Below are 21,799 nucleotides of genomic sequence, written 5' to 3' on the forward strand. Positions count from 1 at the left end.
CGGCCGCGGCGTCGACGACCGCCTGGGCCTCCTCGACCACGGCCTGGTCCGCCGCCCCGGCGTTGCAGCCGCACCCGCCGGCCTCGGTGCGCGCGGCGGGCGCCTGGTCCCCGGCCGCGGACGCGATGAACCCGCCGTGGTTCACGGCCAGACTGGCGATCATCTGGAGCGGCACGCCGTTGACGGTGCGCCAGTCCCCGGACAGCTCGGACAGGGCGAGCTTCGCCCGGTCGGCGGCCGTCAGGTCCGGCATGACCGCGCCCGCGATCCAGATCCCGTGTTCGTCCTCGCCGGCGCGGACCAGGGCGGCCAGGGTGCCCACGTTGTCGTAGTGCGCGACGGCGGACGCGGCGTTCAGGTTCGTGAAGGCGTGCCCGGGCCGCTTCGGCTCGGTCACCATCGTGACCTTCCCCAGGCGAAGCGCACCGTCCGCGATGCGCACCGGCGGCCGGTGGAAGTTCTCGTACCCGAGCTGGCCCGGGCCGGTCGGGGTGTCCGGCGGGGGCGGTACGCACTCGTCCGCGAAGCCGATGTGACACGACGTCCACGACGCGGTGTACCCGAGGATTCGGCCGTCCGGGTAGACGGTGATCCGCGGCTTCGCGCCGTCGATCGGCTCGGCGGTGGCGACGTCGTCCGGCACCGGGAGCGTGCCCGGGCCGTCCAGCCAGTCCGGCTTCACGAACCAGTCCGCCGGCGGGCGCCCGGCCTCGGCGTCGCCCCAGACGTCAATCGCGCCGTCGAACGTGGGGGCCGGCGCCTCGAGGGCCGCCGCCGCGACGAGCGACGCGCGCATGGCGGGCTTGTCCTTCCACGGCGGCGTGATCGTGTCGTCGTCGAAGTCCTTCGCGGCCTTCGCGTACAGCGTCGTCAGCCGCGCCTTGACCTGCTCCACGGCGTCCGCGGGCAGCTCGACGCCGCCCCGGCCGCCCTGGACGGCCGCCGCCGCGGCGGCGACGCCCTTCCACACCGCGGTCAGCTTCCCGTCCACGATCGTGGCGAACGGGAGCTGGAACGCGGACGGCGGCGCCCCGGCCGGCCGGTACAGGAACGCGTCCGCGTACTTCGCCGGGTCCAGCTTCCCGTCGCTGGTGGCCCAGGTGCGGACTGCCTCCCGGGCGGCCTGGCCGTCCCAGGCGGTGTCCCGCGGCGCGAAGGGAAGATCAGTGCGGGCGGTCACCGCCGCCGTGATTGCCTCGGTGGTGGTGGTCATGGCCTGTGTCTCCTCGGGTGCGCCGGCGGCCACAGTGGCGGCCGGAACGATGCGTACCTCGCATCGACAGTTGATCGAGTTTTCCGGCGATCCGGACGGGTCGCCGGGGTACATGAGCGATTCAAGATCAACCACGAAGGGTTCGCCCACGGGCACGGTCTGGCCGTCCGCCGCCAGGTGCGCCGCGCGTACGCGGTCGTCGTGGCGGGATACCCAGCGCTTCATCACGCCTTCGTCGTCGCCGTCCTGGGCGGCCTCGACGGCGGCGCCCCCGGCCGCGGCCACCGCCTCGGACGCGGCGATCCGGCCGGCGTCGGACTCCCACGGCCGCCCCGCGCCGTCCGGCGGGGGCCCGTCGCGGCCGTCCAGCTCGGCGCGCGCCGCGGCCCGGGCGTCGTCCGGGGCCTGGTCGTCGGCGGCCACCCGGCGCAGCTGCGCCGTACGTTCGCGGTACTCGGCGCCGGGGGCGTCGACGCGAAGGACGTCGCGGACCCGGGCGTCCAGAAGGTCCGGGGGTTCCTGGGCGGCGTGCGAGGCGATCACGGCCTGTTGCACCGCGGCCCACACCCGGCGCGGCCAGGTCTGGGGGGCCATCCGCTGGACGAGGGCGCCGACCCAGCCCTGGGCCCGGGCGTCGGACGGGGCCTGGCCGGCGTTCCTCTCGTACGCCCGGCGGTACAGCCGGTCGACGACGGGGCGGACGAACCGGTCCACCGCGCGGGTCCACACCGAGTCATCCGGCCACCGGCGCAGGTCCACCGCGGCGGTCAGGGTGTCCGCCGGCGGCTTGTCGTCGACGACCACGGCCAGGACCTCGTCGAGGTACGCGCGCATCGCGTCCCGTACGGCGGCGGCCAGTTCGTCTTCGCCCTCGATCGGCGTCGGGGAGCTAGGCGGCATCGCACCCGCCGGCCTCTTCGAGCTGTTGGAGCGCCACGGCCAGGTAGTCCCGGTGGTGCGGGATGCCGGCGGCGAGGAGCGCGCGGACGTAGCGGTCCACGGTGGCGACCATGCACGGGTTTTCCGGGAGCGCGGTCGACAGCTCCCTGTACGCCCCGGCCAGCATGACGTCGTGCCAGTTGTCCTGTGCGGTCAGGTGGGTGTGGATCTGGGCCAGGGGGACGTCGCGGAGCTGCCCGCGCTGGGCGCGGCCGTAGCTGTTGAGCAGCCACATACCGGCGCGCTCCAGGGCGCGGATCGCGCCGACCTCCAGGCACGACGTCCGCCACTCCTCGGCCTGGGCCGCGGCGGCGGCCAGGGCCTGTTCCTCGTCGTACTCGCGCTGGGCAGGGACCAGCTCCCCTTCGACAGCGGCGCCCGGCTCGGGGTCGTCGACGTGGTCCTGGTCGTCATCGTCGCCGGCCCGCTCGGCGCCGCCGGCGTCCTCGAGGACCGCCGCGTCCGCGGCCGGGTCCTGGCCGTCGACGTCGTCCTGGCCGTCGTCGGGCACCGCCGCGGCGACGAGGCGCGGCGGGGTCGGCGTCTCGCCCTCGGCGGCCGGCGGCGGGCCGGGAAGCTCTGGGCGGCCCGTAGACGCGTCCGTGCCGTCCTCGGCGCCGCTCGGGACCCGTTCGAGCTGTGCGCGCTCCCTGGGGGCCTCTGTGGCCGCTGGTGCGGTGAATCCGGCGGGGACGTCGACCCCCAGGCGCGGAAGGAGCACCGGCGCAAGCTGTGCGTTCGTCAGGACGACCTTTTCCGTCAGGCGCCGCGCCCGCTCGGCCTCGTCGGGCATGTCCTCCTCGTCGAAGCCCAGTTCCCGGATGTACGCCGCGTCGGAGAGGACGCCGGCGGTGTGCGCCTGCTCGGCCTCCTTCGAGCGGTCGGGCCGCTGGGACAGGGCCGACACGTCGTAGCCGATGCCCCAGCGGTCGGGGTCGGCCACGCCCAGGGCGCGGAGCAGCGGGCGGTACCACTGGTGGGTCAGGGCCTCACACAGAAGCTCGATGCGCGGGGCGACGGCGACCTGGATCGCCTCGTCCTTGATCAGGAAGCTATTCCAATGGTTCCCGGTCGAGAGCCCTAGGACGATCTCCGCGGGGATCGACAGGCCGGTGGCCATGCGCCGGATCGACAGTTCCAGGAGCGACGACACGCGTTCGTCAAACGGGGTGTCAAACCGGATGTGCTTCATCCCGTTGTTGATCGCCTCGGTGGACCCGGTGACGACCAACGGCGCGATGGCAGAGGCCAGGCCGCGGTCCTTCAGCGGCGCCACCATGGATTCCAACAGGGCCTTGACCAGCGGGTGGCCGTGGATCGGGTTCGGGGAACCCTCGGACGGCGCCGGGTCGGCGGCCACCAGTTCGTCGGACAGGCCCAGGATGCCGGCGCCCGCCAGGCGGGAGTCGGACGACGCATTGATGTGGGCGGCCAGGTTCAGGATCGTGCGGAGCACGCCGCGAAGGGCGATCAGCTCGGAGTCCGGGTCAACGGCGCGGCGGGCGTGCGGGCGCCACAGGCGGATCAGGGTCCCGGCGTCGCGGCCGGTGTCCCCGATGCCGATCCGGTGCCAGGCCAGGCGCTCGGGCAAGTGGACTTCCGGGGACCCGTCGATCCCCATCCGGAGTTCGTCCCCGGACGCGACGATCCAGCGGCGGTCCTTCGTGTCCGGGTCGGTGAACCCGGCCAGGAAGGATTCGCCGGGGATGCCCAGGTGGGTGGTCCAGCGGTTCAGCATCTCGGCTTGGCCGGTGCCGTTGTTGAACAGCTCCTCTAGCGGGGCCAGGAGCTGTTCCGCGCCCGGGTCGTCCTCGCTCACCGGGTCGGGGACGGTGGACCCGTCCTTGTCGATTTCACCGACGTACAGCCGCACCCGTGAGCACGCATCGGACAACCAGTCCATGCCGAAGCGGAGTTCGGGGACCTCGTCGTACCGGTTCCAAGCCTCCTCCTGCCACTCCGGGCGGCGGTTGGTGACCTGATAGACCTGGTCCTGGGTGATGAGCGCGGCGGACGCCAGGACGCGGGTCCGACCGGAGTCGACCACCCGGCCGTCGTCGTTCAGCTCTGGTTGCCGCCGGCTGTGCCGGGTGAAACGTGGCATGGACACCATGGCCGGCCCCCGCTACTTGCTGCTGGTCTGTCCGGGAACCTCGGCCAGCTCGGACCGCACGTTGGCGGTGACCGGCCCGGCCACGTGGTGGATCAGGTGGCGGGCGGGCGGCGGGGAGTCCAGCCAGGACGCCAGGATGCCGGTCGCCCAGGACATCGTCAGGGCGGCCAGGGGGTACGTCGACCAGCCGTAGCCGTAGAAGCCGTACACGGGCGCCAGGACGCCGAACGCGACCCAGACCGACGTGCACCACGTACAGGCGACCAGTCGCGTCACAAACGCCGCCACAGGCCGCGTACGGCCGTCGCCACGGTGGACCCTCCGGTGGAGACGGTCACGAAGTGGGGCGGTCAGGTCGTCGTCGACGATCAGGCGGGAGATTCGGAGCACGGCGCCCAGGGCCAGGCCGAAGATGATCCAGGAAGTGTCCACCCCATGAGCATATGGCCCAGGTCACCCGCTATGCCCGATCTGTGGTATCGCTCGTGAGCTTCGACCCGGCCGCCGTCCTCGCGCGCGCACGCGATCGCAGGCGCGCGCGGTCTGTGGTTGCTCTGATAGGGGTCCGTAGTCCCTCAGCCACGATGTACAGCAACCACGGTTACAAGTAGGCATGGTTCAACGGAGGGCCCCCTAGGGCCCGTAGTGGTGCGCGAAGCGCAGAACCATGACTGGGGGATGGTCCAGCGCATCCAAGGCGCTGGCGCGGGGTGGCCGGGGGCGGCGTTAGCCCCCGGCAGTTGATGAGTGTGCGGAGCACTCGGAATCTGTATGAGTCAGGTTCTCTGTGGCTCGTCACCTCTATCTGGTTGAACTCTGTCTACATTGCCCGTCAAATCTGACGGTGGGGCCCCATCAGATTTGACGGGTGGGGCCCCCGTCAGGAATGACAGACCCTCCCCCGTCAAGAATGACGGGGGGTTTTGCCGACGATCCGGCCCCGGAGCCCAGCAAAATGGCCCCCATCACGGATGACGGGGGGTGGGCCGGCCTCTCCCCCAGGACCGGTTCCCGGACATGACGAAGGCCCCCGCCACGGTGTGGTCGGGGGCCTCGCGCGCGCGTAGGACCGGCGGTCAGTCGGTCGGCTCGTCGAACTTCGTCACGTACTGGTTGGTCGTCTGCGACCCGTCCGGCCGGAACCGCGGACGGATCTCCATGCACTTCGCGGCCACCAGGCGCCGGATCGTCCGTTCCACCGTGGAGCGGCTGACGTCGAACTCTTCCGCGATCGTCTCGATCCCGGGCCAGATACCGTCCAGGCCGCCGTACCGAGCCCTCAGCCAGTCGTACAGCCAGACGTCCTTGAACGCCCGCTTCACGACCCAGGCCGGGGTCATCGAGAAGCCGCGGGGTCCTTCGTGGACCAGACCTTCTTCGGGGGTTTCCTCCGCCATGGCGGAACTTCCTTCCCCGCCCCGGACCTGGCCCTAGGCGGTGAAGCTCACCGCCAGGTATGGTGGTCCGAAGCGAATAGCAGGCGAAGCGGCCCCCAGGCGACCAACCTATGGAGGGGCCGTTTTCGCGTTTCTGATCAAGTTCGGGGCCGATCGTACCCTTCGGGTCACTCGTTGTGACCCACCCGTACGGGAAACCCATCCGGACGAAGCCGGACGGCCCCGCGCTCCGCGCCCTCGACCATGGGCCCGTGACTGCCCGTGAAGACCGCGCCGGCCGGTGGCTCCTCGCCGTCGACGACCGCCAGGCGCCGCGGTCAGTCGATCCGGCGCGCGGCCCAGCCGGACGGCCGTACGTCGTCGATCCGAGTCGGCCGGTCGTCGGTGCGGCTGACGACCTCGTTCGCGCCGGGGACCGGTAGCAGCTCGAAGCCGAGGTACACCGCGGCGTCCAGGTTGCCGGGCGAATCCGGGTCGGTCGGCTGCCACGTCGTCCACTGGGTCGTCAGGTCCGTGAACATGCCGGCGAACCGGTACCGGTCTTCGATCACCTGCTGGGCGATCGGCTCGGCGCGCAGCAGCTTGTTCTTCTTCGCGTTCACCGTCGTGACCCGGGGCGGAAGCCGCCGGTACGGGTTCGCGTCCCGGGCGGCGTCCGGGTTCGCCTCGTCCCACTCCCGGCGGAGCCCGTCCCACGCCGTGCGTACGAGGGTCTTCGGCATGTCGCCGCCGAAGTTCCGTTCCAGGGTGATGCGGTCGGCGTCGGTCTCGGCGGCCAGGCGGCACGCCGCGCGCGGCCAGTCCGTCGAGGGCATGACTGCGGTCCAGTCGTGCGTGACGTAACAGCGCTGGTCCGTGCCCAGGTACCCGCCGATGATTCCGCAGGTGTCCCGGCCGCCGCCGGACGGGTCGACGGTGACCGCGGCCTTCATCACCCCGGGGAGGCCGGCGCGGTGGGTGCGCTGGTGGATCATCGCTTCCGACAGCAGGGCGCCGGCCTTCGGCTGCGGGTTCCCCTGGTACAGGGCGGACCAGTCCTGGGCGCTGGACCTGTCCTTCTTCCCGTTCCAGTGCTTCAGGAGCCGTTCCCGGTCGCCGTCCGGGATCTTCGGGTGGGTGATCGGGTCGCCGTCCGCGCGGCCCAGCGGGTCCGTCCCGCCGGTCAGCTCCAGGTCCGCGATCGCGGGCAGGTGGACGACCTTCCAGGCCCCGCCGTCCTCCAGCCGGCCTTCGCGCTTCAGCAGCCGCCCGCGAAGGTCGTCGGGGTGCCACGCCGTCTGGACCAGGCACACCGGGGTTTCCGGGGCCTGACGGGAGATCAGGCCGCCGGACCACCAGTCCCAGACGTTTTCCCGCTGGGTCGGGCTGTTCGCCTCGGCGCGGCCGGCGTGCGGGTCGTCGACCACCATCCGGTCCGCGGGGAAGCCGGTCACGCCCGACCCGGCGCCCACCGCCTTCAGGCCGCCGGTCTGGTCGGTGTACCACTCGTCGGCCGCCGTGGTGTCCGTCGACAGGGCGACGTCGAACCGGTCCCCGAACCCCTTCACCAGGGCGCGCACGCCGCGGCTGTGACGGGTCGCCAGGGAAGCGCCGTACGACCCGACGATGATCCGTAGCGCCGGGTCGTGGACGAGCCACCAGAACGGGCACCAGACGGCCGCAAGGGTGCTCTTGCCGATCTGGGGCGGGGTAATGATCATCAGGCGGTCGTACGCCCCGCCCAGCCCCGCCAGGGCGTCCCCAATGACCTGGGTGTGGGCGCGCATCCGGAACCGCGGGTCCAGGTACTGGCCCAGCGTCGCCGGGGACCGGAGCGCGGCGAGCCGTTCGGCCTCCGCCTCCAGTTCCGCCGTCGACATTTCAGACACCGGTTTCACACCGCCGCCGGATCACCCAGGTACGCGTCGAAGGCCGCCGGGTCGACGTCGCCGCGCCCCGCCCGCCGCGCCAGTTCTGCACTGATCTCGCCCAGGCGCGCCAGGCGCTCGGACTCCGACTTCGGGACGACCGACAGGGCGACCGGGCCGCCGGCGCGACCGGTGACCGCCACGGTGGTGTCCGGCATGTCCAGGGCGGTGCGCTGGATCTTCGTCGCCACCTCGACCATGCGCGCGATCTCGGTCGGCTTCATGTCCTCCGGGCGTAGGGCCTGGATCGCCTGGGCCGCCTTTGCCAGCATCCGGCGCGACAACGCCAGGTGCTGGTCCACCATGTCGTCGCGCGCCTTCGACAACCGGGCCGCGCGCTCCTCGGCCCGGGCGGTGTCCCGCTTCTCCGCGCGGTCGCGCCACCGGCCGGCCCACGCGCACTGGGTCACGTACGCGATCGACTTCCCCAGCTCCCGCGCCAGGGCCGGCGCCGACCGCCGCGGCATGTCGGCGTACCGCTCGAACATGTCGAACTGGCCGGCCGCCTCCCTGCTCTGGCGCTCCCAGGGATCGCGGCCGTCCTCGTCGAAGACGAGCGGCTTCCGGTCCTTCGCGCTCATCCCATGGGCCCGATCATCGTCAGGAACTCGGCACGGGTCGGGGCGTTCTCAAGGAACCGCCCGGCCAGGGCCTGGGTGCGCATCACCGCCCCCGACTTCTTGACCCCTCGTGACGACATGCACCCGTGGGCCGCCTCGATCACACAGGCCGCGTCGGGGCCGTTGTGGTCGACGAGGGACTGGACCACTTCCTGGGTCATCCGTTCCTGGAGCTGGGGCCGGGCCGCGACCCAGTCCAGGACCCGCGGGATCTTGGACAGGCCGACCACCTGGCCGTCGTGCGGAAGGTAGGCGATCCAGGCGCGGCCGGTGATCGTCATCAGGTGGTGTTCGCACAGGGACGTGAACGGGAGCGGGCCGACCGCCACCATCTGGTCGACGGCGCCGGCCGGGAACTTCACCGCCAGGGCCTCGGCGGGCGTCGGCCCCGGCGGCGTACACAGGTCCTCGAGGGCGCGCACCCAGCGCGCCGCGGTCTTCTCCAGGCCGTCGCGGGTCGGGTCGTCCCCGACGAGGCGCAGCGCCGCGGCCACCCCGGCTTCCGCGGTCGTGCGCAGATCCGTACGGACGTCGTCGAGCGCCCGGGCCGGTGTGCTGATCGTCATCGGACCCCCAGTTCCAGGTGAAGCCGCGTCGTGATGTTGAACCCGCGGGCCATGACCGTGTCGACGATCGCCCGGCCATTGGCCCGGGCCTCGTCGTGGCCGGCACCCAGCGGCATCACGTACACCCGGTGGCGCGGGATGCGGTGTTCCCCGACGAGGGCCACGACGTCGTCGACGTCGGCCGGGGTGCCGGCCACGAACTTGTACGTGGCCTTGTCCTGGGCGGCCAGCATGTTGAACCGGGCCAGGGCCTTGGGGACGATCCGCCGCTTCTCGGGGTCAGCCGCGCCCATGGCGCCGATCTTCGGGGACACCACGAAGTGGTCGATCCGGGCCGCGGTCTCCTCGGTCGGCGGGATCGTGCCGTTCGTCTCCATCTGGACGAAGCCGGGGATCAGGTCCAGGAACACGTCCCACGCCTGGGTCATCTGCCACAGCAGCGGTTCGCCGCCGGTGACCACCGTCATGGCGTCGCCGGCGCCGAGCTCCACCGCGCGCCGTACGACGTCCGCGGCGAGCATCGGCGGCGCCAGGGCGGCGATATCGAACTGGTCGCGGTCCCAGGTCTCCTTCGTGTCGCACGGCGGACAGTGCAGGTTGCACCCGGCGCCGGTGCGCACGAACACCGACCGCCGGCCGACGTACGGGCCTTCGCCCTGAGGCACCGGACCGAAGATTTCCCGGATCGGGAGCGTGAGCCGCTGGGCCCACGGCCCCATCCGAAGCGCGGTAGTCGTTGACTGCGTCATGCCGTCCCCCCAGGCGACCAGGTGGCCGCGTTCGTGTCGGTCTCGGCCACGCGGACGTCGACGAGCGTCACGCCCGCGGGCAGCTGCTCTTGCAAGCGTTCCCCGATCAGGGCCGCCACGTTCTCAACGGTCGGCCACCCGCCCCGGTCGCCGTCGAAGACGAACACCTTCATGGCGAACTGGCCCAGCGTCGCCACCAGCGGGTCGTCCTCGCCCAACAGCGTGCCGTGATCCAGCTCCATGTCGACGAAGGCCCGCAACTTGTCCTTGACCCCGCCCATGTCCGTGACGATGCCGGTCGTCCCGTCGACGGGGCCCCGGACCCGCGCGGTGATCCGCCAGGTGTGCCCGTGCAAGCTCTGGCACTTCCCCGGCAGCACGGGCAACCGGTGCGCCGCGTCGAAGGCGTGGCGGACCTCGAGGATCGTCGTCCCGCTCATCGGCCGGTCACCTCCCGGGCGTACGCCGCGTCGGCGTACGTCGTCGGGTCCGCGACGCCGGCCAGGACGAACGCTTCCGCGCGCTCCACGCACGTTCCGCACCGCCCGCAGTGCTCGGCGCCCCCCTCGTAACAGGACCAGGTCAGGTTCATGGGGACGCCCAGAGACCAGCCGCGCGCCACGATCCGGTCCTTCGTCATGTTGGCGAAGGGGTACAGGACGTCGAGCGGCGGGACGCCGAGGGACACGGCCTGGGCGGCGGCGCCCAGGAAGTCCGTCCGGCAGTCCGGGTACACCGGGTGGTCGCCGGCGTGCGCCGCGATCGCCACGGCCTCGTCGCCGCGGGACGCCGCGACGGCCGCCGCCGCGGCGATCATCAGCAGGTTGCGGCCGGGGACCACGGTCATGGCCATGGACGCGTCGCTGTAGTGCCCGTGCGGCATCGCGGCGGAGCCGAGGAGCGCCGAGGACGACGGGTCCATGGCCGCGGTGACGCCGGTCAGGTCGACGACGACGTGGGAGATCCCCAGGGCGCCGGCGACCGCGCGCGCGGCGTCCAGCTCCCGGCGGTGTCGTTGGCCGTAGTCGACAGACAGGGCGGTGACCACGTGGCCGTCGTCGACGAGCTGGGCCGCCATCACGGCGGAGTCCAGGCCGCCGGACACCAGGGCGGTTGTTCTGGTCATGCGGGGGTCCTCTCGGGGGTGTGCGCCGCCCAGGCCGCGGCGACGCGGTCCATGTCCGGCAGGGTCGTGCACGCCATGTAGACCTTCGTCCCGGTCAGCTCGGGGTCGAGGCCGGCCGGGGCCGGGACCTGGTGCCTGGCGCGTAGGTGATCATCCATGGCGAGGAACGCGCGGGCCGCGGTGTCCAGGAGCCACCGCGCGTCACCGGCGCGGGTGTCCTCGCGCATGAATCCGGGCGCCGCGATGCGGGCCGGGTCGACGCCGAACCGGGTCAACTCTCGGGCGTAGCGCTGGACTTCCTGGGGATCGCGGTACATCACCTGGAGCGGGCGGCGGCGCCGTTCGTCCCAGACGACGGCGAAGCCGCGGCGCGGCCCCATGGTCCAGGTCGAGGAGTCCACCGAGTAGAACGGCAGATCCCGGGCGTGGCCCGCGGTCATGCCCAGGCCGTGGACGCGTACGCCGGCGTCGGCGCACCGCCGCAGGTTCCAGGCCGCCCAGCGCAGTACGGCGGTCTTGTTGCGGAAGTGCGCGACCAGGCCGCCGAAGCCGACGTACGGGGCGCCGGCCTCCAGGATCGCGTCCAGGTGCCGGGCGGCGCTCCCCGCGTGGAACACGGGGATCACGGTCACGCCCAGGTCCATGTCGATCAACCGCTGGTAGTTCGCCGCCGAGGCGACCGGGTCCCCGATCACGTCCAGGCTGAACGCCGCGGTGGCGCGCCCGCGCCAGGCGCGCACCCAGTCCGCGTACGCGTCCAGGTCGACGTCCTGGCCCGAGCTGTGCGCGCTGAACGCACCGGAGTCCAGGATCACGTCCCAGCCGTCCGTCAGGCCCTGGAGCTGCGCCGGCGGGAAGCGGCGGCCGTACCAGTACGACCACAGGACCCGAGGCCGGGCGCCGATCACAGGGCCTCTTCCGGCGACCAGCCGGCGACCTTCAGCAGGTGGAGGAAGCGGCCCGCGTCTGTGTCGTCCGCGGCGTCCGCCGTGTACTGGAAGAACGCGGCCCGGGCCGGGGGCGGGACCTTGAATTCCAGGGTGGGCCACAGGTCATCGTCGCCGGGCTCTCCCATGTCCCGGATCACGTCGTCCAGGTTCCGGTCGCTCCCGGCCAGGGCCTGTTCGAGGGCGGCCAGGTCGTGGTCGGCCCAGCCGGTCAGCTCCGCCAGGTCGTCGTCGCCGGCGTACTCCTTGGCCTCCCGGAGCAGGTCCGCCAGGGCCTCGTCGTCGTACCCGCCGCCCTTCTCCTGGCTGCGGTTGTGCTTCAGGACGAAGTACAGGGCCTGGGCGTCCGTCAGGTCGTGGATCACCGCGGGGATCATCGGTTCCCCGAGGCTCACGACGGCTTCGTGGCGGCCGTTGCCGACCATGATCCGCATGGACGACTTCTGGACCACCACAGGGTCGGTGTAGCCGTACCGCTCGATGGACTGGCGGATCTCGCCCAGGTCGTGAAGCTTGGCGTTCCCTGGCCAGGGCGTCAGGGAGTCGACGGGGACCAGAAGGTCTTCGAGACCTGGAGCGATGCGCATACGGCTGATCATCCCGCGCTCTGTCCTGGTTTGTCCCGCACCGGCCCGCGGCCCGGGCACGCGTGAAGGCCCAGGACGGGGGGGTGTCCTGGGCCTTCGGTGGTGCTGCGTACGCGGGGTCGACGCTAGCGGGGTTCGACGGCGAGCAGCTACCCGCCGCGCGGGCCGTCGACGAGCGTCACGGCGTCCGAGACGGGAAGCGACTCGTCCCCCGCCCAGTGGTCCAGGATCGTGATCGGCTCGTGGTGGCACCGCTCGCCGGCCTCGATCGTCTCGCGGTGCTTGTGCGGGTCCATGCAGTGGTTACGGTCGTGCTCGGGAATCCAGCGGCGGTGGGTGTAGGGCGTCCCGGTGCCCGCGGCGGCGGGGTTCCGGCGCCGCGGGACCTTCCGCTTCCGGCGCGCGGTCACGGACACCACGGACACGTCGCCGTCGTCGACGATGCCGCGCCGGTGGTCCTGGCGGGACTTCTTCGGCGCGCGCTCCACCAGGTCGACGTCGACGACCGGCTGACCGGTGACTTCCTCCTGGGTGATCAGGTCCCAGGCCGCGATCATCGCGCGCATGAAGACCTCGCCGGTGCCGCGCTCGGCGGGGTGGTCGAATTCGTGCCCGAGCTGGACGACGCCTTCCGTGTCCCAGTGCAGTGCCGGGCGCCCCTCGGGGGCGTGGTTCCACGGCGTGTACCCGGTGACCCAGAACCGGTCCGGCTCGTCGCCGCTCGGGGGCAGGATCAGGCCCTGGGTGTCGCCGCTGTACTGGACCCAGGACGGGCCGCCGTACGGCACCCACGCCGGGCCGTCGTGCTCGACGCCCGGGGGCGCCGGGGTCGGCTCGGCGTTCGTCGGCGCGAAGTCGGCCCGCCAGATCCCCCAGGACACCGCCACGTACGGGATGTGGGTCGCCGGGGCGGTGCGGTCGAGCTTCCGCATCGGGCCGGACCCGTTCCCGTGGCTGACGTACGAGCCGACCGGGTCCTGGAACACGACCAGGCCGTACGGCGACGGGACGCGGGCCTTCGTGAGGGGTGCCGGCCGGGGCCGGGCCGCCTTGCGGTTCGCCACCGCGGTCATGGGCCCGTTGACGAAGAACAGGCGCGCTTGCGACAGGCGGTCGGCCTCCTGGGCGCCCATGACTTCGGCGGCCATGAACGGGCGGTCCGGCATGTACGGGGCGAGCGTCCCGCGGCCGTTGCGGATCAACATCCCCTGATGCTGCGTGGCCGCTCGGGACTGGTGCCAGGCGATCAACTTCCGGCGGATATCGGGGAGCTGGACCGGCTTCGGCGCCGTCCAGTTCTTCGCGGCCTCGGGGTCGGCGTACGGCATGGGCTCATCCTCCAGGGTCGGTTCGGTGTCGTCGTCGGCCTCGTCGGCCAGTTCCAGGTCGTGGGAGAGGTACGCGCGCCCGGTGCCGCGGGGGTCCGCCAGGTCCCAGTCCACGGTCACGTACTGGTCGCCCCGCTCGTCGCCGTACTGCACCGTCGTACGGCCCGTCACGGTGCCGGTCGCGCCGTCGAAGGTGACGCGGTCCCCGACCGCGATCCGCGGCCGGTCGGCGGCGGCCACCGCCTCGTCGACGTCGTCGGCGTCCAGCTCGGACAGGTACACGTACGTGAGGACGTCGAGCGGGGCGCCGGCCTTCGCCGGGATCGTGTAGGTCGCCAGGGTGCGGACGTCGAAGACGTCGTGGCCGCCGACCAGGTGGGCCGTGATGGTGAAGGACAGGATGCGGGCGCGCTCCTCGCCCAGGTACGCCGTCTTCATGCCGGACGTGACGACGGCCAGGGCCTCGGCGTGCGTGGCGTACGTCTGGGGGTGCCAACCGCGCATGATCACGTTCCCGGTGACGTCGCCGTTCGGGGTCATCGACATGGCCGCGGACTTCCGGCGCGCCGTCAGGCTCACCCGGTATTCGTACGTAGCCATGTCCCCGACCCCTTCAACGTAGTATCTAACGCATTGGATGCTACACGATGCGGGGGAGGGTCGGCACTCGATCCGCGCCAACTCCCCCGGGACTACGCCCGGCCGACCGGCCCCAGGGGACGCCGCACCCGTGGCCGCTCGAACTGCCACGCCACGGTGACGTCGACCGCGGCCTGGACCGGCTCCGCGGCCGGCACCGGGGCGCCGTCCTCCTCGTCGGCTCCCCAGGGACCGAAGGGACCGACGCTTCCCGGTCCGGGCGCCCCGACGACCGGGGCGCCCTTCCGGCGGTGGAACTGGTGGATCACGCCGGGCACCGCCCCGGCCTGACCCAGCGTTCCGCGCGCACCCCGTCCCCCGGGTCGTAGATCGCGCTGTACCGCCGAGGCGCGACCGCCAGGCCGGACCACCGGCACCCCGGACACCACCAGAACGCCGTCGCGTCCGCCGGGTCGACGCCGACCGCGGGCGCCACCAGGATTTCCAGGGCCGAACACCGCACGTCGTGGCACTGCTTCGGCTCGGTCGCCAACCGCGGCCCGAGCTCCCGCGCGCGCCGCGCCGGCGCCCAGCCCAGCCACAGTTCCGTGTCGCCGGTGAACCAGCGGCACCGGGCGCAGTACCCGCGCTTCAGGTCCTCCGGGTGGTACGACGTCGCCCCGCACTCCGGGCACGTGAACGCCGCGGCCACCTCGTCGACCAGGGTCATGCGTCCAGTCCCAGGTCCGCGGTCCCGAGGCCGGCCCACAGCATCCGGGCGCCGGCCGCGCGCTCCGCGGCACCGTCCAGAAGCTCGTCGGTGACCACGGTCCCTTCCCAGGCGTCGTCCTCGATCCCGAACGCCTCGAACGGGATCAGCGCGATCACGGGGCGCCGCGCCAGGGCGGCGTCCATCCACCGCGGGGACACCGGCTGGGGCGGGTTCGCCGCGATCCTGGACCGCCGGTTCCGGAACCCGCCCTGGACGTTCTCCCGGTACTCCGCGCTGATCTCGTTCACGTGGCCGTCGCGGACGAACATCAGGACGTTGACCGGGTCGAAGTCGGCCCGCGCCCACTGGTCCTTCCGCACCCGCTTGACGCCGGCCTTCGCCAGGCGCGACCGAAGCGCCTCGAACTGGTCGGGGTCCGGGACGATCTGGACCACCGCCCGTTCCATGCCGTGGTCCAGGACGACGCCCAGGGACCACCGGATCTGGCCCATGGACGACACCGACCGCTGGACCGCTTCCGTACCGCGGAGCCCGCCCAGTACCTGGTCGGCCCGCATCTTCCCGTTCCCGCTCACCCTCGGATCTCCCCTTCCGGCCGCCAGTACAGCGGCACCATCACCCCGCCGGCGACTTCTGCGCCGACGACCAGCCGGCCGCCCGCGGCGGCCACGTAGTCGGCCAGCGTCCCGACCAACAGGCGCGGGATCGGCCCGGCCTCGACCGCGCCGACCCGTTGCTGGCTCACGCCCCAGTGCTGCGCGATATCGACCTGGCGCACGCCGCGCCCCAGGCGGAACCCCTTCAGCGTCACGTCGTCCATGACGTCGGACGGTACAACGCGCGCGTTGTACGGCCGTCACGAATGGCCGTACTCTCCCCGGACATGAGCGACGACAACACCACGGACGGTGTCCCCCTCGACGGCGACCGCGGCCTGTTCGCGCACCTGGCCGACGACGTCGCCGCGATCCTCGAGGGCCGTCCGCTCCCGCGGCGCGACCCGGCGCCCACGGACGCCGGGGTCCGCCTCGGCGCCGCACTGAAGTTCCACGGCGACATCCACGACTTCCAGGTGACGTGGGACGGACCGCTTCGACAGCTCGCCACCCTCACCGTGCCGTGGCCCGTCGCGGCCTGGCTCCAGGCGCTGGGCGCCGAGGCCGACCCCGTCCTGGACCGCGACGCCGGCCGGGTCGCGTTCCTACTCACCGAAGACCAGTGCCACGCCCTGGCGGCCCGGATCGAGACCTTCGAGGCCGACCAGTTCCCCGCGACGTGACAGAGGGTCACGGACCGGGCGGAGACGGCATATTCCATTTCGTCACAACGGCGGGCGAAAATGCCCGGAACCCCACTACGGTTTTCGGTGAGAGGCCGGGGCCGGCTACTCGATACCGCTCCAGGGACCAGGGCACAGTCCAGGGCCCCCCTGGACCGCCACAGCAGCGACCGCGACGGCGAGAACACCGCGGCCGTGTAGCTGGGCGGTAGTCGGAAAGCCACAGCGCCGTCGTGGCACAACCTGGTGAAGTGCGCCGAAGAACAGGCCCCACGCAACGCCCCCGTTGGGTCCGCCCCGATTGCGGACCCCGCGGGGGCGTTCGTCATCCTGGCGCACCCGACACCACCCGGCGCGGTGTTCACCGATACGTGCCTGGCCGGTCAACATCGCGCCATGACCAAGGAATATGACGACGTGACAGACCGTGACCTGACCCGGGCCGCCGGCCTCGTCGACAACGAGCTGGGCCCGGTGACCGTGCTCGCGCCGCCCAGCCTGACGTTCACCGCGTCCCAGCGCCGGACCATGGTCCGCGCCCTGGGGTACGTCCTGGACCGCGTCCCCGCCGGTGAAGCCGTCCGGTACGACGTCGCCACCCTGGCCGCGACCACCAACGTCATGCCGGCCGGGGTGCCGCTGCTGCGGATCGCCCTCGACGACCTGGTGGAGGCCGGCACCATCACCGCTGATCCGCCGTCCCGGGAAGCCGACCGGACGTACGTGTTCGCCCGGTAGCGTCCCGCTCGTCAACACCGCACCGCGACCCGAGGGGGAACCCCGCATGAAGCCGGAGATGCACCGGTCCGCGTCCGTGAAGCTGGGCGAAGCCGAGCCCGTCACCCTGGACGAGGCGACGACCCGCAACCTTCACGCCCACCTGGCCCGGGTGGTGAACGGCTGGGACACGGTGGACGCCGTGTTCAAGCTGCGCCGCCTGGCCGACCGGGAGGAGAACAAGGAACAGGCGGCGGCGCTGCGGGTCGCCGCGGACGTCCTCCTGACGGCGTCGACAGACGAAATCCGGGTCTGACACCGTCATGACCATGGACATGGACTTCTCCGCCGCCCTGGTGGAACTCAAGGCCGGGAAGCGGTGCGCGCGCCGCGGCTGGATCGCTGACGGGAAGTGGGTCGCGCTCCGCACCGGCTACCCGGACGGGATCGCCGTCAACGGCAACACCGCCGAGTCGTTCGGCGTCCCCGAAGGCACGGTGGTGCGCTTCCAGCCGTACTTCCAGATGTGCGAGAAGGACGGCACGGTCCGCACCTGGAACAAGGGCGACCAGGACCTGATCGCCACCGACTGGTACGTGGTCGACGGGATCGGCACCCTGGAAACCGCGGTCCGCGGCTACGACGAGGACCGCCCGCCGCTGCTCGCCGCGGGCACGGCCGGCACCGTCGCCACGGTGACGTTGGAGTTCGAGGCGACGCACGACAACGTGATGTTGCCCAAGGGTCACCATGAACGCGGTATCCACGGGCACCAGTACGTGGTCGTCTTCGAGTTCACCGGCCAGGACGCCGCTCGCATCGACCAGTACGAAGAGATGTTGCAGGTCTGGAAGGACCGGTCCCTTCGCGGCCGGTTCCTCAACGACGTGTTGGGCGAGCGGCCGACCGCCGAACAGTTCGCCATCTGGGCGTACGGCCTGTGGTGCAACGAGATTCACGGCCTGGCCGCGGTCCACGTCTCCGAGTCGCGCAACCTGACGGCGACGTACCGGGGTGCTTCAGGGAGTGCCGATGTCCGAAGCTGAAGCGTCCAGGTGCCCGCGTTGTCTGGGCCCCCGCAGCCTGTTCGACGGGGACGCCGGCGCCCGCAGCCGGGTCACGCTGGCCCGTAGCGTCTCGATCTGCGGTCTCTGCGGACAGGACGAGTCCACCCGGGAACTCCGCGGACTGCCGCCCATCCAGCCCGAGGACTGGCCGGTGGCGGTCGAATCGTTGATGGTCTGGCCCACGGGAAGCCCCTCGGCCTAGCGGGGCGCGGCGGGTGCGGCGCCGCGCCCCGAGGGTGGGACCGCGGCGCCGGCGCGGATGAGGGGGCCGGCGGCCGGGTCTCCGGGGGCCCTGCTCAACGATCGGCGGCCTGGGAGGGTACGCGCCGCGGGAACTTCACCCCGCCCCAGATCCCGGCGGTCTCACCCCCGGCGATCGCCGCCGCCAGGCATTCCGGCTGGACCGGGCACGCGTGGATGCACTCGCGCGCGGCCACGACCTGGTCCGCGCCCAGGTCGCTGAACCACATGTCCGGCTCAGCCCAACACGGCAGGAAGACGCCCGGGCCGATTCCCCTTATGGCCCGTTGCAGCGTCACCAGGTCGTCGTCCACGCGATCAACGCTATGGCGCGCCCGCCCGGATCGCCCTCCGTCGAGGCCGTACCGGGTGGTGGCGGTTACGACGTCGTCCCCTGGCGCTCCGGGAAACCCTGGGCGGGCGGCGGGACCGTGGTCATGCTGGTGACGAACCAGGCGTCCGCCCCGACCGGCTGGACGTCGTCGACCGGCACCGGGACCAGGCCGCCGGCCTCGGGCCAGACCCAGTTCCGCGCCCGCTCGACGTGGCCGGCGCCGTACACCCGGTGGCCCTCGGGGAGCTGCACGGGCAACGGGTTGTCCCCGTCCCACCGGTACGAGTCGCGCCAGGCCGGGATCAGCGCGTACCACCAGGTCCCGGGCTCGTCCGTGGGCCCCCACGCCTCCACGGCCGCGGTCGTGCGCCGGTGCTGCCACAGGCCCTGGGCCAGGGCCTGGACGTCCCGGAACCGCGGGTGGTCCTCCGAGGCGGTCAGGGCGGCGTCGACGCGGTCGACGACGGCGAAGGGGTACCGCTTCGAGGGGTCGAAGGCGCGGACCTCGGCGGCGGCGTGGACGGTGACCAGGTGGAGCCCCACCGGCTGGTCGTCGAACCGGTACGTCAGGCCCCAGGCGTGGTCCGGGCGGCCGGCCTCGTCGCGCGGGGTGACCCGGATCGCGGTCGCCTCCGCGCTCCGGGCCTCGGTGACGTCGGGGAGCTGCTCCGCCAGATCGTCGTCGTCCAGTTCGTCGGGCATGTGCTGAAGGTAGCGGCCCTGGACCACGCCGTACGCGGGGTCAGGGCGATACGGCCGGCCCGCCGGACGGCCTGGGCGGGCACCGGCGACCGTACGGGACGGCCGCCGCGGTGTCCGGCGCACCGGCCCGGGTTCACCCGCCGGTGGGGCCGTCCTCGTCGAGGGCGAACGGGGACGGCGAGTGCGCGACGGTGTCGGGGAGCAGCCCGGGCGCGATCTCTTCCAGATCCGGGTGTGAGGCGGCCACCGCCCGGATCAGCTTCGGGAACGTCATCCGGTCCAGGCCGCGCCCGAGCCGGGACACGAGGAGCGGCCCGCGGTCCTCGTAGGAGTCGGGGCCGCGGTGGGTGCGCACCGGTAGGTACTCGTCGAGCGCCCACACGACCGGCCTCGGGATCTTCGCGGCGGCGGCCACGGCGGACGCCGCGTTGTTCTTCGCCGGGAGCCGCCACGTCGGCCCGTCCTGGTTGTCGCGCGCGATGTGGTTCACCCAGACGGCGATCGACTGGCCGGGGCGGAGGCCGGCCAGGGTCATGTACGTGGCCAGGCGTGCGCGCTCGGGCATCGGTCCGCGGTAGCGGTCCGCCGCGGTGCGGAGCGCGTCCATCTGCCACGGGGTCAGGGGCGGCCGGCTGGTCCCCTTCACCGAGCCGACCAGCTTCCGCCGGGCGGGGAGGTTCCAGCGCGAGGCGCCCAGGTCGTCTTCGCAGTGCTTGTAGAACGACCGCACCGCGGACACCGCCCGGCCGCGGGCCGCCTCGCTCATCTCGGACCCGTCCTGGTTGACGATGCGCGACGCCCAGTCGGACAGGTGAAGCGGCTCGAAGTGCCAGACCAGGTCCCCGATGTACGCGAACCAGGACTGGTCCGGGCGGGTGGCGGTGGGCCAGGCGGCCAGGGCCAGTTCATAGCGGTACCGGGTGTCGTCGTCCCAGGTCTTGCCCTGGACGAGCTGTCCGTTGAAGCGGCGGTACGTTCCGGAGAGCCAGGCCGCCAGGATCGCGCGCGGATCGGGTTCGTCGTCGTTCTTCTCGGGTGTCATGCCCGGAGGATACGAACTTTACGGAACAGACCGGTGTCCCCAGTCACATGCCGGGGTGGGCTTAGGTACGTACCGAAAGTGCGGAGCGCGGCGCGGGGCCCGGCCCCACCCCTTGGCACTTGGTGGCGGTACCGGTCTGTTCCGTAAAGTTCATGCCGTCCCTAGGTACGCCGAAACCCCCACGGCTCGGGGTCGTGGGGGCACGGCAGACAACCGACTCAGCGCAGCTCACGCCGGTACGACAATGCTCCACCACCGCCCAGGGCGACACCGTCCCGGCGCGGCCGAACGCCCGGCCTTCCACACCTTCGGGCGGACCGCGCCCGTCCCCACCGGGGCGCCGGGCGTGGCCGCCGCGGCGACGTGCTAACCGGCGGCCACCACCTGGTCGACGGCGACGGACGGGCAGTCCCCACAGGCGTGGATCGTCGTGTGGGGCAGGAACCGAAGCGGCCGTTCCGCGCCGTTCGCCCGGGCCGTCCATCCCTCGGCGCGGAGCCGTTCCCACCCGGTGCGGTAGTTCGCGCCCACCGGGCGGTCGGCAGTCGCCCCGCAGTTGTCGCAGGTCAGGACGGGGTCGCGGAAGTGCGTCGGCATGGGCCCATCGTACGGACGGCCTACGGCACCGGGTGACCGGTCTCGGCGCAGCACCGCGCCGGCGGCTCGTCGCGCGCCCACACCACCGAGGCCCGGCGGACGCCGCCCAGGTCCTCGACCAGGGCGTGGACGCACGCCGCGGCGCGGCCGTCGTCCAGGGCGACGGCGCCGCCGGCCTCCCGCCACCCCAGGACGTCGTCGGCGTCGCGGTGGATCACCAGGAACCGCCGCCGGCGGTCCTCGAGGACCGCCGTATCCGGCGCCGGGTCGCTTCGGTCGCTCACACGGGCACCGTACGGCGGCCCTCGGACATCCCGGCCTGGGCCGGGAGCGCGACGGCCGCCGCGGTGTCGTCCAGGACGTGGGCCACGAAGTGCGCGCCGGCGTCGCGGCGCCACCCGGTGGGCGGCCCGCCCTGGTCGCCGCGGAGCAGGACGAGGAACTGGCGGCAGGTGCCGCACGACGTACGGCCGCCCACGCGCTGGGCGTGGACGGCCGTCATGTGGACGAGGGCGGTCACCAGGGCGGCGACGCCGGCGGCCGGGTCGCCGGCCACCACCGCGTCGTCGTACTGGGCGCCGAGCTCGGCGCAGCGGGGGCAAGGGTCAGTGGCGGGGGGCTTCTTCACCCTTCCGGAGGGTAGCCGCGGCTTCCTGGGCCCGGTGGTACGCCACCAGCGGGTCGAACACCCAGTGGCGTACGAAGTGCTCGGCGGCCATGAACCCGCGCGGGTGGTCCAGGTCCGGGTCCTCGTCGTCGCCCAGCTCCAGGACGGCGACCCATTCCATGCAGTCCACGCACCCGGGCACGCGACGGGCGACGATCCGGTGGACGCCGACCATGTGGCCCGGCCACGTCATCTCGCCCTGGACGTGGCCGGCCGCGTCCTCGTTCTGGTGGGCAGCCACCCAGGCCGCCAGCATCTCGGCGCCTTCGCGGCAGCACGGCGCGGGGAGGGCGGCCAGGTGGTCGTCCGGGGCGGTGGCGGGGGGCGTCGTGGTTTCGGTCATACGGGTG

Annotated in this window: 27 protein-coding genes; 4 read left to right on the top strand and 23 right to left on the bottom strand. The window is 72.6% G+C overall.

Annotation, left to right across the window (positions count from 1 at the left end):
* From ACIBPC_RS31025 to ACIBPC_RS31100, 16 genes are all read right to left on the bottom strand, one after another.
* Positions 1–2,113 (bottom strand): phage minor head protein (locus ACIBPC_RS31025; protein ID WP_398849268.1); only part of this gene is annotated, 2,113 nt, incomplete at its 3' end.
* Positions 2,103–4,256, bottom strand: a complete 2,154-nt coding sequence (locus tag ACIBPC_RS31030) for a hypothetical protein (protein ID WP_398849269.1) — start codon at positions 4,254–4,256, stop codon at positions 2,103–2,105. The genes ACIBPC_RS31030 and ACIBPC_RS31025, both read right to left, overlap by 11 nt.
* 21 nt (positions 4,257–4,277) lie before the next feature.
* The gene (locus ACIBPC_RS31035; protein ID WP_398849271.1) at positions 4,278–4,697 is read right to left on the bottom strand and encodes a DUF1360 domain-containing protein; all 420 of its coding nucleotides are present in this window, start codon (positions 4,695–4,697) and stop codon (positions 4,278–4,280) included.
* Positions 4,698–5,341: 644 nt separating this feature from the next.
* Positions 5,342–5,662, bottom strand: coding sequence for a hypothetical protein (locus ACIBPC_RS31040; protein ID WP_398849273.1), 321 nt, complete (start codon positions 5,660–5,662; stop codon positions 5,342–5,344).
* Between the two features lie 317 nt (positions 5,663–5,979).
* Positions 5,980–7,521, bottom strand: coding sequence for a terminase large subunit domain-containing protein (locus ACIBPC_RS31045; protein ID WP_398849275.1), 1,542 nt, complete (start codon positions 7,519–7,521; stop codon positions 5,980–5,982).
* A 14-nt stretch (positions 7,522–7,535) separates the two neighbouring features.
* Entirely contained in the window at positions 7,536–8,150 is a 615-nt protein-coding gene (locus ACIBPC_RS31050) for a hypothetical protein (RefSeq protein ID WP_398849277.1), read from the bottom strand.
* Positions 8,147–8,755 carry a GTP cyclohydrolase I gene (folE, locus tag ACIBPC_RS31055; protein WP_398849279.1) on the bottom strand — a complete coding sequence of 203 codons (609 nt, stop codon included), beginning with the start codon at positions 8,753–8,755 and terminating at the stop codon, positions 8,147–8,149. Before folE ends, ACIBPC_RS31050 begins: the two co-directional genes overlap by 4 nt.
* A complete protein-coding gene (locus ACIBPC_RS31060) occupies positions 8,752–9,504 on the bottom strand; it encodes a 7-carboxy-7-deazaguanine synthase QueE (RefSeq protein WP_398849281.1) in 753 nt (250 codons plus the stop codon). The genes folE and ACIBPC_RS31060 overlap by 4 nt, the downstream gene beginning before the upstream one ends.
* Positions 9,501–9,944, bottom strand: coding sequence for a 6-pyruvoyl trahydropterin synthase family protein (locus ACIBPC_RS31065; protein ID WP_398849282.1), 444 nt, complete (start codon positions 9,942–9,944; stop codon positions 9,501–9,503). Before ACIBPC_RS31065 ends, ACIBPC_RS31060 begins: the two co-directional genes overlap by 4 nt.
* A complete protein-coding gene (gene queC, locus ACIBPC_RS31070; protein ID WP_398849284.1) occupies positions 9,941–10,630 on the bottom strand; it encodes a 7-cyano-7-deazaguanine synthase QueC in 690 nt (229 codons plus the stop codon). The genes ACIBPC_RS31065 and queC overlap by 4 nt, the downstream gene beginning before the upstream one ends.
* A complete protein-coding gene (locus tag ACIBPC_RS31075; protein WP_398849286.1) occupies positions 10,627–11,538 on the bottom strand; it encodes a hypothetical protein in 912 nt (303 codons plus the stop codon). The genes queC and ACIBPC_RS31075 overlap by 4 nt, the downstream gene beginning before the upstream one ends.
* Positions 11,535–12,164 carry a ParB N-terminal domain-containing protein gene (locus ACIBPC_RS31080; protein ID WP_398849288.1) on the bottom strand — a complete coding sequence of 210 codons (630 nt, stop codon included), beginning with the start codon at positions 12,162–12,164 and terminating at the stop codon, positions 11,535–11,537. The genes ACIBPC_RS31075 and ACIBPC_RS31080 overlap by 4 nt, the downstream gene beginning before the upstream one ends.
* A gap of 149 nt (positions 12,165–12,313) precedes the next feature.
* Complete coding sequence (locus tag ACIBPC_RS31085; RefSeq protein WP_398849290.1) at positions 12,314–14,092, bottom strand: hypothetical protein; 1,779 nt, start codon at positions 14,090–14,092, stop codon at positions 12,314–12,316.
* 304 nt (positions 14,093–14,396) lie between these two features.
* Positions 14,397–14,801 (bottom strand): hypothetical protein, encoded by a 405-nt coding sequence (locus ACIBPC_RS31090; protein ID WP_398849291.1) that lies wholly within the window; start codon positions 14,799–14,801, stop codon positions 14,397–14,399.
* A complete protein-coding gene (locus tag ACIBPC_RS31095; RefSeq protein ID WP_398849292.1) occupies positions 14,798–15,379 on the bottom strand; it encodes a hypothetical protein in 582 nt (193 codons plus the stop codon). Before ACIBPC_RS31095 ends, ACIBPC_RS31090 begins: the two co-directional genes overlap by 4 nt.
* Positions 15,376–15,624, bottom strand: coding sequence for a hypothetical protein (locus tag ACIBPC_RS31100; protein ID WP_398849293.1), 249 nt, complete (start codon positions 15,622–15,624; stop codon positions 15,376–15,378). Before ACIBPC_RS31100 ends, ACIBPC_RS31095 begins: the two co-directional genes overlap by 4 nt.
* Before the next feature lie 63 nt (positions 15,625–15,687).
* Between ACIBPC_RS31100 and ACIBPC_RS31105 the strand changes: the two genes are divergently transcribed.
* From ACIBPC_RS31105 to ACIBPC_RS31120, 4 genes are all read left to right on the top strand, one after another.
* Positions 15,688–16,083: a hypothetical protein gene (locus tag ACIBPC_RS31105; RefSeq protein WP_398849295.1), complete on the top strand. Its 396-nt coding sequence runs from the start codon at positions 15,688–15,690 to the stop codon at positions 16,081–16,083.
* Between the two features lie 396 nt (positions 16,084–16,479).
* Positions 16,480–16,821 (top strand): hypothetical protein, encoded by a 342-nt coding sequence (locus tag ACIBPC_RS31110; protein ID WP_398849297.1) that lies wholly within the window; start codon positions 16,480–16,482, stop codon positions 16,819–16,821.
* Positions 16,822–16,867: 46 nt separating this feature from the next.
* Positions 16,868–17,116, top strand: a complete 249-nt coding sequence (locus ACIBPC_RS31115) for a hypothetical protein (RefSeq protein WP_398849299.1) — start codon at positions 16,868–16,870, stop codon at positions 17,114–17,116.
* Between the two features lie 19 nt (positions 17,117–17,135).
* Positions 17,136–17,846, top strand: coding sequence for an MW1434 family type I TA system toxin (locus ACIBPC_RS31120; RefSeq protein ID WP_398849301.1), 711 nt, complete (start codon positions 17,136–17,138; stop codon positions 17,844–17,846).
* A gap of 317 nt (positions 17,847–18,163) precedes the next feature.
* Here ACIBPC_RS31120 and ACIBPC_RS31125 read toward each other — a convergent pair whose 3' ends face one another.
* The 7 genes from ACIBPC_RS31125 to ACIBPC_RS31155 all read right to left on the bottom strand — a co-directional run bounded on the left by ACIBPC_RS31125 (position 18,164) and on the right by ACIBPC_RS31155 (position 21,792).
* The gene (locus ACIBPC_RS31125; RefSeq protein ID WP_398849303.1) at positions 18,164–18,421 is read right to left on the bottom strand and encodes a WhiB family transcriptional regulator; all 258 of its coding nucleotides are present in this window, start codon (positions 18,419–18,421) and stop codon (positions 18,164–18,166) included.
* A 65-nt stretch (positions 18,422–18,486) separates the two neighbouring features.
* Positions 18,487–19,143, bottom strand: a complete 657-nt coding sequence (locus tag ACIBPC_RS31130; protein WP_398849305.1) for a hypothetical protein — start codon at positions 19,141–19,143, stop codon at positions 18,487–18,489.
* A gap of 133 nt (positions 19,144–19,276) precedes the next feature.
* A complete protein-coding gene (locus tag ACIBPC_RS31135; RefSeq protein WP_398849307.1) occupies positions 19,277–20,185 on the bottom strand; it encodes a hypothetical protein in 909 nt (302 codons plus the stop codon).
* Between the two features lie 366 nt (positions 20,186–20,551).
* Entirely contained in the window at positions 20,552–20,782 is a 231-nt protein-coding gene (locus ACIBPC_RS31140) for a hypothetical protein (RefSeq protein WP_398849309.1), read from the bottom strand.
* 20 nt (positions 20,783–20,802) lie between these two features.
* The gene (locus ACIBPC_RS31145; protein ID WP_398849311.1) at positions 20,803–21,066 is read right to left on the bottom strand and encodes a hypothetical protein; all 264 of its coding nucleotides are present in this window, start codon (positions 21,064–21,066) and stop codon (positions 20,803–20,805) included.
* Positions 21,063–21,410: a hypothetical protein gene (locus tag ACIBPC_RS31150; RefSeq protein WP_398849313.1), complete on the bottom strand. Its 348-nt coding sequence runs from the start codon at positions 21,408–21,410 to the stop codon at positions 21,063–21,065. The genes ACIBPC_RS31145 and ACIBPC_RS31150 overlap by 4 nt, the downstream gene beginning before the upstream one ends.
* A complete protein-coding gene (locus tag ACIBPC_RS31155) occupies positions 21,388–21,792 on the bottom strand; it encodes a hypothetical protein (RefSeq protein ID WP_398849314.1) in 405 nt (134 codons plus the stop codon). The genes ACIBPC_RS31150 and ACIBPC_RS31155 overlap by 23 nt, the downstream gene beginning before the upstream one ends.
* Positions 21,793–21,799 lie beyond the last annotated feature (7 nt).

It is taken from the genome of Streptomyces sp. NPDC049879 (assembly GCF_044461265.1).
GTDB lineage: Bacteria > Actinomycetota > Actinomycetes > Streptomycetales > Streptomycetaceae > Streptomyces.

What these genes read in the sequence shown, in the direction of transcription:
- ACIBPC_RS31030 (WP_398849269.1), bottom strand. Translation starts at nt 4,256, where the DNA reads ATGCCACGTTTCACCCGGCACAGCCGGCGGCAACCAGAGCTGAACGAC.
- ACIBPC_RS31040 (WP_398849273.1), bottom strand. Translation starts at nt 5,662, where the DNA reads ATGGCGGAGGAAACCCCCGAAGAAGGTCTGGTCCACGAAGGACCCCGC.
- ACIBPC_RS31045 (WP_398849275.1), bottom strand. Translation starts at nt 7,521, where the DNA reads ATGTCGACGGCGGAACTGGAGGCGGAGGCCGAACGGCTCGCCGCGCTC.
- ACIBPC_RS31050 (WP_398849277.1), bottom strand. Translation starts at nt 8,150, where the DNA reads ATGAGCGCGAAGGACCGGAAGCCGCTCGTCTTCGACGAGGACGGCCGC.
- folE (WP_398849279.1), bottom strand. Translation starts at nt 8,755, where the DNA reads ATGACGATCAGCACACCGGCCCGGGCGCTCGACGACGTCCGTACGGAT.
- ACIBPC_RS31060 (WP_398849281.1), bottom strand. Translation starts at nt 9,504, where the DNA reads ATGACGCAGTCAACGACTACCGCGCTTCGGATGGGGCCGTGGGCCCAG.
- ACIBPC_RS31065 (WP_398849282.1), bottom strand. Translation starts at nt 9,944, where the DNA reads ATGAGCGGGACGACGATCCTCGAGGTCCGCCACGCCTTCGACGCGGCG.
- queC (WP_398849284.1), bottom strand. Translation starts at nt 10,630, where the DNA reads ATGACCAGAACAACCGCCCTGGTGTCCGGCGGCCTGGACTCCGCCGTG.
- ACIBPC_RS31080 (WP_398849288.1), bottom strand. Translation starts at nt 12,164, where the DNA reads ATGCGCATCGCTCCAGGTCTCGAAGACCTTCTGGTCCCCGTCGACTCC.
- ACIBPC_RS31085 (WP_398849290.1), bottom strand. Translation starts at nt 14,092, where the DNA reads ATGGCTACGTACGAATACCGGGTGAGCCTGACGGCGCGCCGGAAGTCC.
- ACIBPC_RS31090 (WP_398849291.1), bottom strand. Translation starts at nt 14,801, where the DNA reads ATGACCCTGGTCGACGAGGTGGCCGCGGCGTTCACGTGCCCGGAGTGC.
- ACIBPC_RS31100 (WP_398849293.1), bottom strand. Translation starts at nt 15,624, where the DNA reads ATGGACGACGTGACGCTGAAGGGGTTCCGCCTGGGGCGCGGCGTGCGC.
- ACIBPC_RS31105 (WP_398849295.1), top strand. Translation starts at nt 15,688, where the DNA reads ATGAGCGACGACAACACCACGGACGGTGTCCCCCTCGACGGCGACCGC.
- ACIBPC_RS31110 (WP_398849297.1), top strand. Translation starts at nt 16,480, where the DNA reads ATGACCAAGGAATATGACGACGTGACAGACCGTGACCTGACCCGGGCC.
- ACIBPC_RS31115 (WP_398849299.1), top strand. Translation starts at nt 16,868, where the DNA reads ATGAAGCCGGAGATGCACCGGTCCGCGTCCGTGAAGCTGGGCGAAGCC.
- ACIBPC_RS31120 (WP_398849301.1), top strand. Translation starts at nt 17,136, where the DNA reads ATGGACTTCTCCGCCGCCCTGGTGGAACTCAAGGCCGGGAAGCGGTGC.
- ACIBPC_RS31130 (WP_398849305.1), bottom strand. Translation starts at nt 19,143, where the DNA reads ATGCCCGACGAACTGGACGACGACGATCTGGCGGAGCAGCTCCCCGAC.
- ACIBPC_RS31135 (WP_398849307.1), bottom strand. Translation starts at nt 20,185, where the DNA reads ATGACACCCGAGAAGAACGACGACGAACCCGATCCGCGCGCGATCCTG.
- ACIBPC_RS31140 (WP_398849309.1), bottom strand. Translation starts at nt 20,782, where the DNA reads ATGCCGACGCACTTCCGCGACCCCGTCCTGACCTGCGACAACTGCGGG.
- ACIBPC_RS31155 (WP_398849314.1), bottom strand. Translation starts at nt 21,792, where the DNA reads ATGACCGAAACCACGACGCCCCCCGCCACCGCCCCGGACGACCACCTG.